Source organism: Burkholderia pulmonis (genome assembly GCF_984667975.1).
Genome location: NZ_OZ480186.1, coordinates 2,710,591 through 2,724,944, shown reverse-complemented (window position 1 = coordinate 2,724,944; position 14,354 = coordinate 2,710,591). Strand labels below are relative to the sequence as shown.

Annotated in this window: 15 protein-coding genes; 8 read left to right on the top strand and 7 right to left on the bottom strand. The window is 67.0% G+C overall.

The genetic code is table 11. The features are described 5' to 3' along the window. Positions 1 to 8 precede the first annotated feature (8 nt). The 4 genes from AC5LXK_RS12610 to AC5LXK_RS12595 form a co-directional block, all read right to left on the bottom strand. Positions 9 to 467, bottom strand: a complete 459-nt coding sequence (locus AC5LXK_RS12610; RefSeq protein WP_006478174.1) for a RidA family protein — start codon at positions 465 to 467, stop codon at positions 9 to 11. A 42-nt stretch (positions 468 to 509) separates the two neighbouring features. Continuing rightward, entirely contained in the window at positions 510 to 1,691 is a 1,182-nt protein-coding gene (locus AC5LXK_RS12605) for an aminotransferase-like domain-containing protein (RefSeq protein WP_493389115.1), read from the bottom strand. A 152-nt stretch (positions 1,692 to 1,843) separates the two neighbouring features. Continuing rightward, positions 1,844 to 2,752: a DMT family transporter gene (locus AC5LXK_RS12600; RefSeq protein WP_493389114.1), complete on the bottom strand. Its 909-nt coding sequence runs from the start codon at positions 2,750 to 2,752 to the stop codon at positions 1,844 to 1,846. A gap of 55 nt (positions 2,753 to 2,807) precedes the next feature. Continuing rightward, on the bottom strand, positions 2,808 to 3,500 hold the full coding sequence (locus AC5LXK_RS12595) for a VOC family protein (protein ID WP_493389113.1): 693 nt from the start codon (positions 3,498 to 3,500) through the stop codon (positions 2,808 to 2,810). 230 nt (positions 3,501 to 3,730) lie between these two features. Between AC5LXK_RS12595 and AC5LXK_RS12590 the strand changes: the two genes are divergently transcribed. From AC5LXK_RS12590 to AC5LXK_RS12575, 4 genes are all read left to right on the top strand, one after another. Beyond that, complete coding sequence (locus AC5LXK_RS12590; protein ID WP_493389112.1) at positions 3,731 to 5,191, top strand: aminotransferase-like domain-containing protein; 1,461 nt, start codon at positions 3,731 to 3,733, stop codon at positions 5,189 to 5,191. 158 nt (positions 5,192 to 5,349) lie between these two features. Then, complete coding sequence (gene htpG / locus AC5LXK_RS12585) at positions 5,350 to 7,248, top strand: molecular chaperone HtpG (protein WP_493389111.1); 1,899 nt, start codon at positions 5,350 to 5,352, stop codon at positions 7,246 to 7,248. A gap of 8 nt (positions 7,249 to 7,256) precedes the next feature. Next, entirely contained in the window at positions 7,257 to 7,853 is a 597-nt protein-coding gene (locus AC5LXK_RS12580; RefSeq protein ID WP_493391222.1) for a chorismate--pyruvate lyase family protein, read from the top strand. Beyond that, entirely contained in the window at positions 7,853 to 8,329 is a 477-nt protein-coding gene (locus tag AC5LXK_RS12575; RefSeq protein ID WP_493389110.1) for a DNA-deoxyinosine glycosylase, read from the top strand. Before AC5LXK_RS12580 ends, AC5LXK_RS12575 begins: the two co-directional genes overlap by 1 nt. A gap of 41 nt (positions 8,330 to 8,370) precedes the next feature. On the opposite strand, the gene AC5LXK_RS12570 is transcribed toward AC5LXK_RS12575, so the two are convergent. Beyond that, positions 8,371 to 8,625, bottom strand: a complete 255-nt coding sequence (locus AC5LXK_RS12570; RefSeq protein WP_493389109.1) for a hypothetical protein — start codon at positions 8,623 to 8,625, stop codon at positions 8,371 to 8,373. A 143-nt stretch (positions 8,626 to 8,768) separates the two neighbouring features. Here AC5LXK_RS12570 and AC5LXK_RS12565 point away from each other — a divergent pair, with 143 nt between their 5' ends. From AC5LXK_RS12565 to AC5LXK_RS12550, 4 genes are all read left to right on the top strand, one after another. Then, positions 8,769 to 9,686 carry a class I SAM-dependent methyltransferase gene (locus AC5LXK_RS12565; RefSeq protein ID WP_493389108.1) on the top strand — a complete coding sequence of 306 codons (918 nt, stop codon included), beginning with the start codon at positions 8,769 to 8,771 and terminating at the stop codon, positions 9,684 to 9,686. 199 nt (positions 9,687 to 9,885) lie between these two features. Continuing rightward, positions 9,886 to 10,128 carry a DUF3311 domain-containing protein gene (locus AC5LXK_RS12560; protein WP_493389107.1) on the top strand — a complete coding sequence of 81 codons (243 nt, stop codon included), beginning with the start codon at positions 9,886 to 9,888 and terminating at the stop codon, positions 10,126 to 10,128. Next, the gene (gene mctP / locus AC5LXK_RS12555; RefSeq protein ID WP_493389106.1) at positions 10,125 to 11,675 is read left to right on the top strand and encodes a monocarboxylate uptake permease MctP; all 1,551 of its coding nucleotides are present in this window, start codon (positions 10,125 to 10,127) and stop codon (positions 11,673 to 11,675) included. Before AC5LXK_RS12560 ends, mctP begins: the two co-directional genes overlap by 4 nt. 431 nt (positions 11,676 to 12,106) lie before the next feature. Further along, positions 12,107 to 12,628, top strand: a complete 522-nt coding sequence (locus AC5LXK_RS12550; RefSeq protein WP_493389105.1) for a hypothetical protein — start codon at positions 12,107 to 12,109, stop codon at positions 12,626 to 12,628. Between the two features lie 55 nt (positions 12,629 to 12,683). Here AC5LXK_RS12550 and AC5LXK_RS12545 read toward each other — a convergent pair whose 3' ends face one another. Next, positions 12,684 to 13,139, bottom strand: a complete 456-nt coding sequence (locus AC5LXK_RS12545) for a VOC family protein (protein ID WP_493389104.1) — start codon at positions 13,137 to 13,139, stop codon at positions 12,684 to 12,686. A 241-nt stretch (positions 13,140 to 13,380) separates the two neighbouring features. After that, entirely contained in the window at positions 13,381 to 14,334 is a 954-nt protein-coding gene (tal, locus tag AC5LXK_RS12540; RefSeq protein WP_493389103.1) for a transaldolase, read from the bottom strand. Between the last annotated feature and the right edge of the window lie 20 nt (positions 14,335 to 14,354).

Sequence of the window (14,354 nt, the reverse complement as noted above, 5' to 3'; positions counted from 1 at the left end):
TGCGCCTGTTACGCGACTTCGGCGATCAGCTCGATCTCGACGCACGCGCCGAGCGGGATCTGCGCGACGCCGAAGGCCGAGCGCGCGTGCTTGCCCGCGTCGCCGAACACTTCCGCGATCAGTTCCGACGCGCCGTTCGTCACGACGTGCTGTTCCGTGAAGTCGAGCGTCGAGTTGACGAGGCTCATCAGCTTGACGATGCGCGTGACCTTGTTCAGGTCGCCGGTGTGCGCGTGCAGCGTCGCGAGCAGGTCGATCGCGATCGAGCGCGCGGCCGCCTTGCCGTCTTCCGTCTGCAGATCCGCGCCGAGCTTGCCGGCCCAGACCTTGCCGTCCTTCTTCGCGATGTGGCCCGACAGGTACACCGTGTTGCCGCTTTGCGCGCTCATCACGTAGGCGGCGGCCGGTGCGCCGGCGGTCGGGAGCTCGATGCCGAGCGACTTCAGTTTGTCGTAGACGTTAGCCATGTGTTCGAATCCTCGTAGAGAGTCGTGACAGGAAAAAGGGGATCAGAGACGTTCGCGCAGCAGCTTGCCGAGGCGCGCCACGCCTTCCTCGATCTTTTCGGGCGGCACCGTCACGAACGACAGGCGCAGCGTGTTCTGCTGCGCGTTCTCCGCGAAGAACGGTGCGCCCGGCACGAACGCGACGTGATCGTCGACGGCCGCGGCGAGCAGCTTCATGCTGTCGATCTGCGCGGGCAGGTCGACCCAGATGAACATCCCGCCTTCCGGGCGGTTCCACGTGACGCCTTCCGGCATGTGGCGCGCGAGCGCGTCGAGCATCGCGTCGCACTGCGCGCTGTACAGCTCGCGGATCGTCGGGATGTGCTCGTCGAGGAAGCCGTCCTTGATCACTTCGTGCGCGATGCGCTGCGTGAGCGTCGGCGTGTGCAGGTCGGTGGCCTGCTTGGCCTGCACGAGCTTGAAGTGGAGCTCCTCGGGCGCAATGATGTAGCCGATCCGCAGGCCCGGCGCGAGCACCTTCGAGAACGTGCCGAGGTGCACGACGTGGTCGGGCGCCATCGACAGCATCGTCGGCAGCGGCTCGCCGCGATAGTTCAGCGCGCCGTACGGATCGTCCTCCAGCACCGGGAACGGGCTCGACTGCGCGAACGCGGCGAGTGCGCGACGGCGCTCGACGGGCAGGCGGCGGCCGGTCGGGTTCTGGAAGTTCGGCTGCGCGTACAGCAGGCGCGCGCCTTGCGTGAGTTCGGGCGTGAGGCCTTCCGGCAGCAGGCCCTGTTCGTCGGTCGGCACCTGCACGTAGCGCGGCTCGTACAGCGAGAACGACTGCAGCGCGCCGAGGTAGGTCGGCGTTTCGACGAGGATCGGGCTGCCCGGATCGATGAGCGCCTTGCCAAGCAGGTCGAGCGCCTGCTGCGAGCCGGTCGTGATCAGCACTTGCGACACGCGCACGCTGTAGCGCTCGGCGATCCATTCGCGCAGCGGCAGGTAGCCTTCGGTCGCGCTGTACTGGAGCGCGGCGGCCGGTGCGTCGCGCAGCACGCGATCGGCGGCGGCGCGCATGCGCTCGGCCGGGAACGTCGCGGGAGCGGGCAGGCCGCCGGCGAACGAGATGACCTCGGGGCGTTCCGTGACCTTCAGGATCTCGCGGATCGCAGAGCTTGTCAGCTTGCGGGCGCGTTCGGAAAGCTGCCAGTGCGGCGGGTGCAGGTCGCTCGGATTCATAGTCTCCTCGTTCGGATATCGTGGTCAGTCAAGAAAGGTCGTTCGGGCGCATCGCTTCGACGCTGCCGGGTGGGCAGGCACGAGTGCGATCGGGCCTTCGCGGCCGGGTGGGCAAAACCGATCAGGCAAAACAAACATTATGGCGCACCTCATCAACCGGCGCGAGCGGGGCGCGTGGCCGTGGCGACCGCGGAGCGGCGCCCGAGCACCACGGTGGCGATCACGGCGGCCGCGAACAGCCACGTCGACGACGTGACCGTTTCGCCGAACAGCAGCGCGGAAAACGCGATCGTGAAGAAAATCTGCAGCAGCTGCACCTGGCCGACGCGCGCGATGCCGCCCATTGCGAGCCCCGCATACCACGCGAAAAAGCCGATGAATTGCGAAAAGAGGGTCACGTAGCCGAATGCGAGCCAGGTGCGCAGCGCAAGCGGGCCCGGATGCGCGGCATGCTGCATCCAGGCGAGCCAGCCGACCGGCAGCACGAGGAACGGCGCGGACACGACGAGCGCCCAGCAAATCACCTGCCAGCCGCCGATCTGGCGCGCGAGGCGTGCGCCTTCCGCATAGCCGAGCGCGCCGATGCCGACCGCGACGAGCATCAGCGCGTCGCCGGCCTGCACGGTGCCGCCGCCGTCGCGCAGCGCGAACGCGATCACGAGCGCGCTGCCGGCCACCGCGCTGGCCCAGAACGCCTTCGACGGCCGCTCGTGCGACAGCCACGCCGCGTACAGCGCGACGAACAGCGGTTGCAGCCCGTTGACCACCGCGCCGTGCGACGCCGGCACCGATTTCATCGCCCACGCGGAGAACACCGGATACGCGATGATCACGCCGGCCGACGTGATCGCGAGGCTTTTCAGCTGCGCGCGGGTCGGCAGCGCCTCGCGGCGCCACCACAGCAGCAGGCCGGCCGGCACCGAGGCCGCGAGCGCTCGGCCGAGCCCGTTGAGCAGCGGGTTGAGTTCGGACACGACGATGCGCGTCATCGGCAGCGTCAGGCTGAAGATCATCACGCCGATGAGGCCGAGCAGCATGCCCCGGGTTTCGCGCGAATTCATGTTGCAGGTGTCTCCGTATTGCAGGGTCGTTGTAATCGGGAAAGCGGCAGGGCGGTCAGCGCAGCGTGCGCGCGCCCTGCAGCGTATCGAATTCGGCGACGAGCGCGGGCGGGCCGTCGGTGGACGCAAGGTCGAGCAGGTGGGCGGCGCCGAGCCAGTCGAGCTGTGCGCGGATCGTATCCGCATGCGGGTGGGCGCCCTTGAGCGCCTTCAGCGCGACACCGTCCCCCGGCAGCGATTCGGCCGGATGGGGCGGGCTGTCCCACTGGATCAGCGACGGTACGAGCCCGTCGCCCGCACCCTGCCAGGCGGGGAAGCTGCCGTCGTCGGGCACCGTGAGGCCCCAGTTCAGGTCGCCGCGCCGCATCGCGACGACGGGCGCGATGCGGGCCGGGTACTGGCTCTGCCACAGCGCAAGCTGGCGCGGCCGGTCGACGCGTGCAACCCAGTGCGCGAGAAACGGGCCCTGCGCGAGCCGCGCGTGCATCGCCGGATCGTCGAGCCCGAACAGCCGCGCGCGCGGCGGCTTTGCGCCGTCGTCCGGGGCTGGCGCGTCGGGATCGATCGCGATCACTTCGAGGTAGAGCCCGCCCCATGCGCCGAACAGCGCATTGTGGGTCCGCATCAGCGGGTGGCGGCCGCCGCCGGCCGGTTCGATGCCGAGTGCGTCGGCGACATGGCGCACGCCTTCGTCGAGCGTGCGCGCGGCGATCACGAGATGGTCGAGTGTCAGGGAGCGGGCAGGCATGAGCGTCGGTCGGGAAGCGAAAGTGTCATGGTAGGCGGACGAGGTGCCGGGCGGGGGACGGACCGGCCGGCGCACCGGCCGCGACGCGGGCCGGCGGGCGCAGCGCCAGGTGCGGCGGGGCCGGAACGGCGGCCGCACGATCGCCATTCCGGTCAACTGTAATCGTCGCTACCGGCACAGTAACGGTACAATCGGCGCGATAGCCTTCGGTACAGTTGGAGCCCCCGCCCATGTCCACCGTCCCACTCGCCCAGATTCCCGTGCCGCACGATACGGCCACGCTCACGCTCGTCGACCAGCTCGTCCAGTGGGCGCGGCGGCGCATCGACGAGCGCGTGTTCCGGCCCGGCATGCGGATGCCGTCGATCCGCAAGCTCGCGCTCGACAAGAGCGTGTCGCGCTTCACCGTCGTCGAGGCGTACGAGCGCCTCGTCGCGCAGGGATACCTCGATTCGCGGCGCGGCTCGGGTTTCTACGTGCGCGAACGCACGGCGGCCGGCCCGCAGCCGGCCGACAGCGTCGCACGCGTGGCCGAGGCCGCACCCGTGCACAACACGATCGACGTCGTCTGGCTGCTGCGCAACATGCTGCACACCGTCAGCCCGGAGAAGGGCCCCGGCCTCGGCTACCTGCCGGGCCGCTGGCTCGACGGCGAGCTGATCACCGGCGCCCTGCGCGCGCTCGGGCGCCAGTCGGGCGCGCAGATGCTCGGCTTCGGCACCGCGCAGGGCTTCCTGCCGCTGCGCCAGCAACTGCAGACGCGCCTCGCCGAAGTCGAGATCGGCGCGAAGCCCGAACAGATCGTGATGGTCTCGGGGATCACGCAGGCGATCGACCTGATTTCGCGGATCTACATGCGGCCGGGCGACGCGGTGATCGTCGGCGATCCGGCCTGGTTCCAGATGTTCGGCCGCTTCGCGGCGCAGGGCGCACAGCTCGTCGGGATGCCGTACACGCCGGAAGGCCCCGATCTCGACGCGCTCGAAACGCTCGTGCAGATGTGGCGGCCGAAGATGCTCGTGATCAACTCGGTGCTGCAGAACCCGACCGGCACGTCGCTGTCGGCCGCGCAGGCGTTCCGGATCCTGAAGCTCGCGGAAGCGTACGATTTCCTCGTCGTCGAGGACGACGTGTACGGCGATCTGTGCCCGCCGAGCTATCCGGCCACGCGCCTCGCGAGCCTCGACCAGCTGAAGCGCGTGATCTATCTCGGCAGCTATTCGAAGACGCTTGCGGCGAACCTGCGGGTCGGCTACGTGGCCTGCGCGCCGGAGATCGCGAAGGCGGTCACCGACCAGAAGATGCTGGTCGGGATGACGACGCCCGAGCTCAACGAGCGCGTGCTGTACAAGATCCTGACCGAAGGGCATTACCGGCGCCACGTCGAGCGGCTGCGCGCGCGGCTCGACGGCGTGCGCGACAAGACGGCGCGGATGCTCGAGCGCACCGGGCTCGGGCTCTTCACGATGCCGGCGGCCGGGATGTTCCTGTGGGCCGACACGGGCGTCGATTCGGACGCGCTCGCGGCGGTCGCGCACGAGGCCGGCTTCCTGCTGACGCCGGGCAGCCTGTTCTCGCCGCAGCAATCGCCGTCGACGTGGATGCGCTTCAACGTCGCGAACTGCGGCGATCCGGCGCTGCCGGGCCTGCTGGCAGGCTACATCGACTCGGCGGTGCGGCGCGCGTCGTGACCCGGCGCGGCATCCCGGCTATTGAAATCCCGCGCGCCGTCCCCAGATACGCGCGCAAACCGCTGGCGCCGGGCGGTCGCCCTTCACGGGCCCGCCGGCATCGCGCACCGGGCGCCTGCGTCACACCATTCCCGTTCACGTAAGAGGAAACAGCATCCATGGCACACGAAACGATGAGCTTTCAGGCAGAGGTCAAGCAACTCCTCCACCTGATGATCCATTCGCTCTACAGCAACAAGGAAATCTTCCTGCGCGAACTGGTGTCGAACGCGTCCGACGCGGCCGACAAGCTGCGTTTCGAAGGGCTCGCGGACAACGCGCTGTACGAGAACGATCCGAACGTGCGCATCCGCATCGGCTACGACAAGGCCGCGCGCACGATCACGATCGACGACAACGGCATCGGCATGAGCCGCGACGAAGCGATCGCGAACCTCGGCACGATCGCGCGTTCGGGCACCAAGGAATTCTTCACGAAGCTGTCGGGCGACCAGCAGAAGGATGCGGCGCTGATCGGCCAGTTCGGCGTCGGCTTCTACTCGGGCTTCATCGTCGCCGACCGGATCACCGTCGAAACCCGCCGCGCGGGCGCGCCGGCGAACGAAGCCGTGCGCTGGGAAAGCGCGGGCGAGGGCGATTTCACGATCGACGCGATCGAGCGCGCGCAGCGCGGCACGACGATCACGCTGCACCTGCGTGACGGCGAGGACGAGCTGCTGTCGTCGCACCGCCTGCAGTCGATCATCCAGAAGTACTCCGACCACATCGCGCTGCCGATCCTGATGCAGAAGGAAGAATGGGATCAGGAAAAGGGCGAGATGCTCCTGAAGGACGAGGACGAGACCGTCAACCAGGCGAGCGCACTGTGGACGCGTTCGAAGAGCGACGTCACCGACGAGCAGTACACGCAGTTCTACCAGCACATCGCGCACGATCACCAGGATCCGCTCACGTGGACGCACAACCGCGTCGAAGGCCGCAGCGAATACACGCAACTGCTGTTCGTGCCGTCGCACGCGCCGTTCGACATGTGGAACCGCGACTATCGCGGCGGCCTGAAGCTGTACGTGAAGCGCGTGTTCATCATGGACGACGCCGAGCAGCTGCTGCCGCAATACCTGCGTTTCGTGAAGGGCGTGGTCGATTCGGCCGACCTGCCGCTGAACGTGTCGCGCGAGATCCTGCAGGAAAGCCGTGACGTGAAGGCGATCCGCGAAGGCGTGACCAAGCGCGCGCTGTCGATGCTCGAAGAGCTCGCCAATGCGGAAGAGGATGCCGGCAAGGAGAAGTACAAGACGTTCTGGGGCGCATTCGGCCAGGTGCTGAAGGAAGGCCTCGGCGAGGATCACGCGAACCGCGAGCGCATCGCGAAGCTGCTGCGCTTCGCGTCGACGCACGGCGACACCGACGCGCAGGACGTGTCGCTCGCCGACTACGTGTCGCGCATGAAGCCCGAGCAGAGCAAGATCTACTACGTGACGGCCGATGCGTGGCTGGCTGCCAAGAACAGCCCGCATCTCGAAGTGTTCCGCAAGAAGGGCGTCGAGGTGCTGCTGCTGACCGACCGCGTCGACGAATGGATGCTGTCGTTCCTGCAGGAATTCGACGGCAAGCCGCTCGCGAGCGTCGCGCGTGGCGACCTCGATCTCGGCGAGCTGAACGACGAGGAGAAGAAGGCGCAGGAGCAGGCGGGCGAGGCAATCAAGCCGGTCGTCGAGAAGATGAAGGAAGCGCTCGGCGACAAGGTGAAGGAAGTGCGCGTCACGTTCCGGCTGACCGATTCGCCGTCGTGCCTCGTCGCGGACGACAACGACATGAGCGGCTACCTGCAGCGGATGCTGAAGGCGGCCGGCCAGAACGCGCCTGCGATGCAGCCGATCCTCGAGATCAACCCGGAGCACGCGCTCGTGAAGCAGCTGAACGCCGACAGCGCCAACTTCGGCGACTGGTGCCATCTGCTGTTCGATCAGGCGCTGCTGGCCGAAGGCGGCATGCTCGAGGATCCGGCGAGCTTCGTGAGGCGGACCAACGCGCTGCTGCTGTCGCGCGCCGCGTGAATGCACGGATGCGGTTCGACGGCGGTCAGGCCGGCTGGCGCGAGACGCCACGGCCCGGCTGCACGCTCGACCAGCGCGACTGGCTGACGCGCGGCGGATCGCTGACCGCGCATCTCGCGCGGCTCGGCCGCGTGACCGTGCGCGTGACGCGCGAGGCTGTCGATTGCCCGTGGTTCGACGAGCCGGACGCGCTCGCCAGTTCGCCGCGCGCGCCGATGTGGGTGCGCGAGGTGATCCTGTCGGTCGACGGCACGCCGTACGTCGCCGCGCACAGCATCGCGCCGCTCGCCGCCAGCAAGGGCGTGTGGCAGGCAATGCGGCGGCTGCGCACGCGGCCGCTCGCGGAGCTGCTGTACAGCGATCCGCAGGTCGAGCGCTCGGCGCTCGTCAGCCGGCGCGTGATCGCCGGGCATCCGTTGTATACGCTGGCGAGTCATGCGCTCGCGGGTGAGCGCGCGCCGCACGCGTTCGCCGCGCGGCGCTCGGTGTTCCAGCGGCACGGCAAGCCGCTGATGGTCACCGAGTGCATGCTGCCGGCGCTGTGGCGCCATCTCGCCGCGCACGGCGACGGGTCATGCGCCGTCGGACCGCACGGAGGCGCGTGATGCTGCAAGGCTTTCCGCCGGTCGTCGGACCGGATACGCACACGATGATCCTCGGCAGCTTTCCGGGCGAGGCGTCGCTCGATGCCGCGCAGTACTACGCGCATCCGCGCAACCAGTTCTGGCGCCTGCTGGGGGCGGTGGTCGGCGAGCCGACGCTTCACGAACTGCCGTACGACGCGCGGCTCGTGCGCGTGCTGTCACACGGCATCGGCATCTGGGATGTCCTCGATGCGTGCCATCGTCAGGGCAGTCTCGATTCTGCGATCCGGCATGCGAAGCCGAACGATTTCGATTCGCTGCGCGAGCATGCGCCGTTGCTGAAGCGCGTGTGCTTCAACGGCAAGACGGCGGGGCGGTTTGCCGACGTGATCGGCCAGGCCGGGTACGACACGCTCGTGCTGCCTTCGTCGAGCCCGGCGAATGCGATGCTGTCGTTCGAGCAGAAGCTCGCGCAGTGGCGGGGGATCTGCGGCTGATTTCGCCACGAGTACCGACGAGGGGGCAACGCCCCCGGCGCTCACTTGTCCTTGCCCCATCTCCACCCGGGCTTCTCGCCCTTGATCCAGCACACCACGGTCAGCAGCGCGACCAGCACCACGATGCACGCGCCGTATCCGACCGGCGAACGTTGCGGCGGCACCAGCCATGCGCTCGCGATGATTCCGAGCACGAACAGCAGCAGCACGATCCAGCCTTGCCAGGCGACCGGCAACCCCCATCCCCAGCCATAGCGTTTCGCCGGAAACCAGATTTTCTTGTCGTTCGAGGTCATGTGTCCTCCTTCGATCAACGATTGCAGCGTAGCGCCAACGGGAGCCGAAGTCATGCACGATCGGGCGGTCGGCACGGCTTCCGCCCTGCACCAATGCTATCCTCTCGTCCGCTAAAACCAGCATCACCCAGCGAGATTCAATCATGACCCGACTGATCAAGCGCGCGTCCGCCGAGGCGCGTGCGTTCAAGCAAGGCAAGCCGTCCCCGTACAACGGCTCCGAAAAACTCCAGCCGCCGCGCGTGAAGCGCCGCCCGGAGATCGACGAACACGACGACGTGCCGGTGCTCGAAGCGCCGCGCAAGCCGCGTTTCGCACCCGTGACGTTCTCCGAAGAGGGCGGCGTGCGCTTCCTGCATTTCGGTACCGAATGGGTTCAAGGCGCGATGCGGATCTCGAAGCCGCTGCACATCGAGCTCGAATACGCGCAGCAGATGATGGCGTGGCTGCTGTTCCTCGAAACGCCCGAGCGGATCGTCCAGCTCGGGCTCGGCACCGGCGCGCTGACCAAGTTCTCGCACCGTTTCCTGCCGAGCGCGAAGGTCGAGGCCGTCGAGCTGAACCCGGCCGTGATCGTCGCCGCACGCACGATGTTCGCGCTGCCGCCCGACGACGCGCGCCTCGCCGTGCACGAAGCCGACGCATGGGACTTCGTCAACGACCCGGCCAACCGCGGCACGACGGGTGCGATCCAGATCGACCTGTACGACGCGACCGCGCGCGGCCCCGTGCTCGACAGCGTCGCGTTCTACCGCGCGGTGCGCGGCTGCCTCGCCGACGCGGGCATCGCGACGATCAACCTGTTCGGCGATCATCCGAGCTTCGTGCGCAACATGAAGCACCTGAACGCGGCGTTCGATCACCGCGTGATCGCGCTGCCCGAAGTGCACGACGGCAACCGGATCGCGATCGCATTCTCGGGCCCCGCGCTCGACGTGCCGTTCGCGCAGCTCGACGCCCGCGCGAAGCTGATCGAGGACACGCTGAAGCTGCCCGCGCGCAAGTGGGTGAAAGCTTTGAAAGAAACGACCGGCGCACGCGACGCCGCGTTCGCGATCTGACGCTTCATGCACCGGCAACAGGCCGGTGCAACCACGCGACAAGGGGCGGATCACCTCGGGTTCGCCCCTGCTTGACCGCGTGCTCGCGGCTCCTATACTGGCGCGAAGCCAGGGGAGCCGCAGCCTACCCGTTTCGCCGCTCCTCCCGGCGCCGTACCCGCTCAACAAGATCGATAACCGGGAAAGAAGAGGAGACGTCATGGCTCACGATGCCGACGCCAACCGAGCCGCCAAGCGCTGGCTCTGGCTGCTGGTACTGCCGCTGATCGCGATGGTCTGGGTGCCGTCGTACAGCAAGATCGAACCGCAGTTGTTCGGTTTTCCGTTTTTCTACTGGTACCAGCTGCTTTGGGTCTTCATCAGCGCGGTGATCACCGCGTTCGTGTACTTCAAGACCAAGAACGCGTGGAAGGCGACCGGCCCGCAGGGAGGTGCGCGATGAATCTCGGCGCAACCTTCGTCTTCGTCCTGCTGTTCATCGGCGTCACGATCATCGGTTTCCTGGCCGCGAACTGGCGGCGCGGCGATCTCGCCCATCTCGACGAATGGGGCCTCGGCGGACGCCGCTTCGGCACGGTCGTCACGTGGTTCCTGCTCGGCGGCGACCTCTACACCGCGTATACGTTCGTCGCGGTGCCCGCGCTCGTATTCGGCGCCGGCGCGATGGGCTTCTTCGCGCTGCCGTACACGATCCTGATCTACCCGTTCGCGTTCGTCGTGTTCCCGAAGCTGTGGAGCATCGCGAAGCGGCACGGCTACGTGACGGCCGCCGACTTCGTCAATGCACGTTACGGCAGCCGGATGCTCGCACTGGCGATCGCGGTGACGGGTATCGTCGCGACGATGCCGTACATCGCACTGCAGCTCGTCGGCATCGAAGTGGTGATCGGCGCGCTCGGCTTCGACACGACCGGCTTCGTCGGCGACCTGCCGCTGATCATCGCATTCGCGATCCTCGCCGCGTACACCTACACGTCGGGGCTGCGCGCACCGGCGATGATCGCGATCGTGAAGGACATCCTGATCTACATCACGATCGCCGCGGCGGTCATCGTGATCCCCGCGAAGCTCGGCGGCTTCGGGCACATCTTCGCGAGCGTGCCGCCCGCGAAGCTGCTGCTGAAGGCGCCCGATGCGATGAGCCTGAACGGCTACAGCGCGTACGCGACACTTGCGATCGGCTCGGCGCTCGCGCTGTTCCTGTATCCGCACTCTGTCACGGCAATCCTGTCGTCGTCGTCCGGCAACTCGATCCGCCGCAACATGGCGATGCTGCCCGCGTACTCGTTCGTGCTCGGCCTGCTCGCGCTGCTCGGCTACATGGCGCTTGCGTCGGGCGTGAAGGACATGCCGCAGTACGCGCCGTACTTCAAGGCGTTCGGCCCGAACTTCGCGGTGCCCGCGCTGTTCCTCGAGTACTTCCCGCCGTGGTTCGTCGGCGTCGCGTTCGCGGCGATCGGCATCGGCGCGCTGGTGCCGGCGGCCATCATGTCGATCGCGGCCGCGAACCTGTACACGCGCAACATCCACCGCGAGTTCGTGAACCGCAACATGTCGCACGAGCAGGAGACGCACGTCGCGAAGCTCGTGTCGCTGATCGTGAAGGTCGGCGCGGTCGCGTTCATCCTCGGGCTGCCGCTGACCTACGCGATCCAGCTGCAGCTGCTCGGCGGGATTTGGATCATCCAGACGCTGCCGGCGATCGTGCTCGGCCTGTACACGCGCGTGCTCGACCATCGCGGCCTGCTGGCCGGCTGGGCGGCAGGCATCGTGTGCGGCACGTGGATGGCGATCTCGCTGAAGCTGGCCGGGTCGATCTTCACGATCCACCTGTTCGGCCTCGCGATTCCCGGCTACGCAGCCGTGTGGTCGCTGATCGTGAACCTGGTGGTGGCGGTGGTGGTGAGCGTGCTGGTGCGCGTGATGGGCATGGCGCACGCGGAAGACCGCACGCGGCCGGAGGATTATCTCGACGTCGTCGAGGGCTGATTCCCCGCCTTTTTGTTGCAGTTTCGACACGACGCCCGCGACGCCAGTCGCGGGCGTTTTGCATGGTGCGCCGCGAACGCCCCGTGCGGCGGTGCATGCAGTTGCGCCGATCTCCAAGCGATTCTAAATCGGCCGCGCGGCGGCGAAAATCGGTGCAACACCGATTGGCTGGCGCACGACCAGCTTGCCAATAATGCGTCCCGCCCGGCTGTACCGGGTGTTTCGATCTCCACACGATCCGATTATATGAGGGATGCAATGACGAAGATTTGGTTGATGGTATTCGGTTTGTGCTGCGTGGCGCTGGCCGGTTGCGTGAACGCGTATTACCGGTGAGGCGCAGCATGAGAATCCTGTTGATGTGGGCGCTGATCGCGCCGGTCCTGCTCGCCGGCTGCGCGAACATGTACTACCGTTGACGGCGGGCCGTGATGAAAACGATATTGTCGGTAGCCGTGCTGTGTGCGGCGCTCACCGGCTGCATTTCGGTGTATGGCCCCGGGCAACGGTATGCGGCGCGCGCCGCGCCGCCGGAACAACACGATACGGCCGGCGGTGCGGCCGGCGCATCCGGTGTCGATGCCGCCTCGCGTATCGTGATCGGCAATCGCAAGTATGACGAAGTATGGGCGTCGGTCGCGCAGTTCTACGCGGATCACAAGCTCGCGGTACGCGTCAGCGATCGCGACGCGGGGCTCGTGGCCGCCGCGTATGCCGACTATCCGAACGCGGGCAACTTCCTGGACTGTTCCGAACTGAAGCAGACGTCGAACGTGACGCACACGCTGAAGGTCGTCACGCGGATCGACGAGGCAACGCAGGGCGTGACCGTGTCGATCGACGTGGCGGGCATGGCCGGCGTGGTCGCAGCCGGCAAGCAGAAGGGCGCGCGTGTCGCGTGCCGCTCGAACGGCACGCTGGAGCAGGCGCTGGCGGAGGTGCTGCGCAAGTAGCCGGCCGGCCCGGATCGCCGCGATGGCGCGGCGGTCCGGGCGGCACGCGCAGGCGTTACTGTCCCGCGCGTTTCGCGAGATCCTCGTGCTGCGACAGGTCTTCGACGTTGATCATCCAGTGCACGCCGAAACGATCCTTCGCCATCCCGAAGCCGAGCGCCCAGAACGTCTTGCCGAACGGCATCGTTACTTCGCCGCCGTCGGCGAGCGCATCGAACAGCTTCTGGCCTTCCTCGACCGTCGCCGGGTTCAGCGACAGCGAATAGCCGGCATGCATGCCGCCGCCGGGCTGGCTGCAGTCGCCATCCGAGCACATGATCATCGAGTCGCCGATCGTGAAGCTCGCGTGCATCACCTTGTCGGCCATCTCGGGCGTCATCGGGTAATCGGGATTCGGCGGCGCATCCTTGAAGTGCATCTTGAACATCGTCTTTGCGCCGAGAGCCTTTTCGTAGAATTGAATGGCTTCGTCGGCGCGACCGTAGAACGTCAGGTACGGTTGAACTTGCATTGTTGTCTCCTGTGATGGGCCGTGCCCGCGCGTCGGCGCAGGTTCGGCGTCGTGCAAGATTGACTGGGGAAGGGTGCATCGGGAGGCGGCCGCCGCACCCGTGACGTGGATTGTAGTGCGCGTGCTTGACGATGGAATGAAAAATAAAAACGGCCGCGAACGCAAGGTTCGCGGCCGTTTGCAGTGCGGCTGCTGACGGCTGTTGTCAGTGTTGCTGACAGCCGCTGACGTCTGTCGCGGCTCAGCGCAGCGCGTCGATCAGCTTCTCGAGCTTCACCGCGTCGGCGGCGAATACACGGATGCCTTCGGCGAGCTTTTCGGTCGCCATCGCTTCGTCGTTCAGCTGGAAGCGGAACGACGCCTCGTCGATCGCGACGCGCTCGGACGGCTTGTCCTGCAGCGATTCCGGCGACAGCTTGCGCGCGACCGTATCGTTGCTGTCCTGCAGCTTCTGCAGCAAATCGGGACTGATCGTCAGCAGGTCGCAGCCGGCGAGCTCGGTGATCTGGCTGGTCGTGCGGAAGCTCGCGCCCATCACTTCCGTGTTGTAGCCGAACGTCTTGTAGTACGTGTAGATGCGGCGCACCGACTGCACGCCCGGATCATTCGCACCGCCGTCCTTCTCCTCGTTCCATTCCGCGCCGGCCTGCTTCTTGTACCAGTCGTAGATGCGGCCGACGAACGGGGAGATCAGCTGCGCGCCGGCTTCCGCGCATGCGGCAGCCTGGACGAGCGAGAAAAGCAGGGTCATGTTGCACTTGATCCCTTCCTTCTGCAGCACTTCGGCCGCGCGGATGCCTTCCCACGTCGATGCGAGCTTGATCAGGATGCGATCGCGGCCAATGCCGGCTGCTTCGTACAGCTTGATGAGTTCGCGGCCCTTGTCGATCGAGCGTTGCGTGTCGAACGACAGGCGTGCGTCGACCTCGGTCGACACGCGGCCCGGGATCAGCTTCAGGATCTCGGTGCCGAATGCGATCAGCAGGCGGTCGATGATGAAGTCGGTGCTTTCGTTGCGATGATCGCGGACGGTTTTCTCGAGGATCGGCTTGTACGCATCCTTCTGGACGGCCTTCAGGATCAGCGACGGGTTCGTGGTCGCGTCCTGCGGCTTGTATTGCGCAAGCTGCTGGAAGTCGCCCGTGTCGGCGACGACGGTCGTGTACTGCTTCAGCTGGTCGAGTGCGGTAGTCATGGCGATTCGGAAGAAGGGCG

Excerpts from the sequence above, each read along its gene's own strand:
- AC5LXK_RS12610 (WP_006478174.1), bottom strand. The coding sequence starts at position 467 with ATGGCTAACGTCTACGACAAACTGAAGTCGCTCGGCATCGAGCTCCCG.
- AC5LXK_RS12560 (WP_493389107.1), top strand. The coding sequence starts at position 9,886 with ATGGCTCACGATGCCGACGCCAACCGAGCCGCCAAGCGCTGGCTCTGG.
- mctP (WP_493389106.1), top strand. The coding sequence starts at position 10,125 with ATGAATCTCGGCGCAACCTTCGTCTTCGTCCTGCTGTTCATCGGCGTC.
- AC5LXK_RS12545 (WP_493389104.1), bottom strand. The coding sequence starts at position 13,139 with ATGCAAGTTCAACCGTACCTGACGTTCTACGGTCGCGCCGACGAAGCC.
- AC5LXK_RS12595 (WP_493389113.1), bottom strand. The coding sequence starts at position 3,500 with ATGCCTGCCCGCTCCCTGACACTCGACCATCTCGTGATCGCCGCGCGC.
- AC5LXK_RS12600 (WP_493389114.1), bottom strand. The coding sequence starts at position 2,752 with ATGAATTCGCGCGAAACCCGGGGCATGCTGCTCGGCCTCATCGGCGTG.
- AC5LXK_RS12605 (WP_493389115.1), bottom strand. The coding sequence starts at position 1,691 with ATGAATCCGAGCGACCTGCACCCGCCGCACTGGCAGCTTTCCGAACGC.
- AC5LXK_RS12590 (WP_493389112.1), top strand. The coding sequence starts at position 3,731 with ATGTCCACCGTCCCACTCGCCCAGATTCCCGTGCCGCACGATACGGCC.
- AC5LXK_RS12570 (WP_493389109.1), bottom strand. The coding sequence starts at position 8,625 with ATGACCTCGAACGACAAGAAAATCTGGTTTCCGGCGAAACGCTATGGC.
- tal (WP_493389103.1), bottom strand. The coding sequence starts at position 14,334 with ATGACTACCGCACTCGACCAGCTGAAGCAGTACACGACCGTCGTCGCC.
- htpG (WP_493389111.1), top strand. The coding sequence starts at position 5,350 with ATGGCACACGAAACGATGAGCTTTCAGGCAGAGGTCAAGCAACTCCTC.
- AC5LXK_RS12580 (WP_493391222.1), top strand. The coding sequence starts at position 7,257 with ATGCGGTTCGACGGCGGTCAGGCCGGCTGGCGCGAGACGCCACGGCCC.
- AC5LXK_RS12565 (WP_493389108.1), top strand. The coding sequence starts at position 8,769 with ATGACCCGACTGATCAAGCGCGCGTCCGCCGAGGCGCGTGCGTTCAAG.
- AC5LXK_RS12575 (WP_493389110.1), top strand. The coding sequence starts at position 7,853 with ATGCTGCAAGGCTTTCCGCCGGTCGTCGGACCGGATACGCACACGATG.
- AC5LXK_RS12550 (WP_493389105.1), top strand. The coding sequence starts at position 12,107 with ATGAAAACGATATTGTCGGTAGCCGTGCTGTGTGCGGCGCTCACCGGC.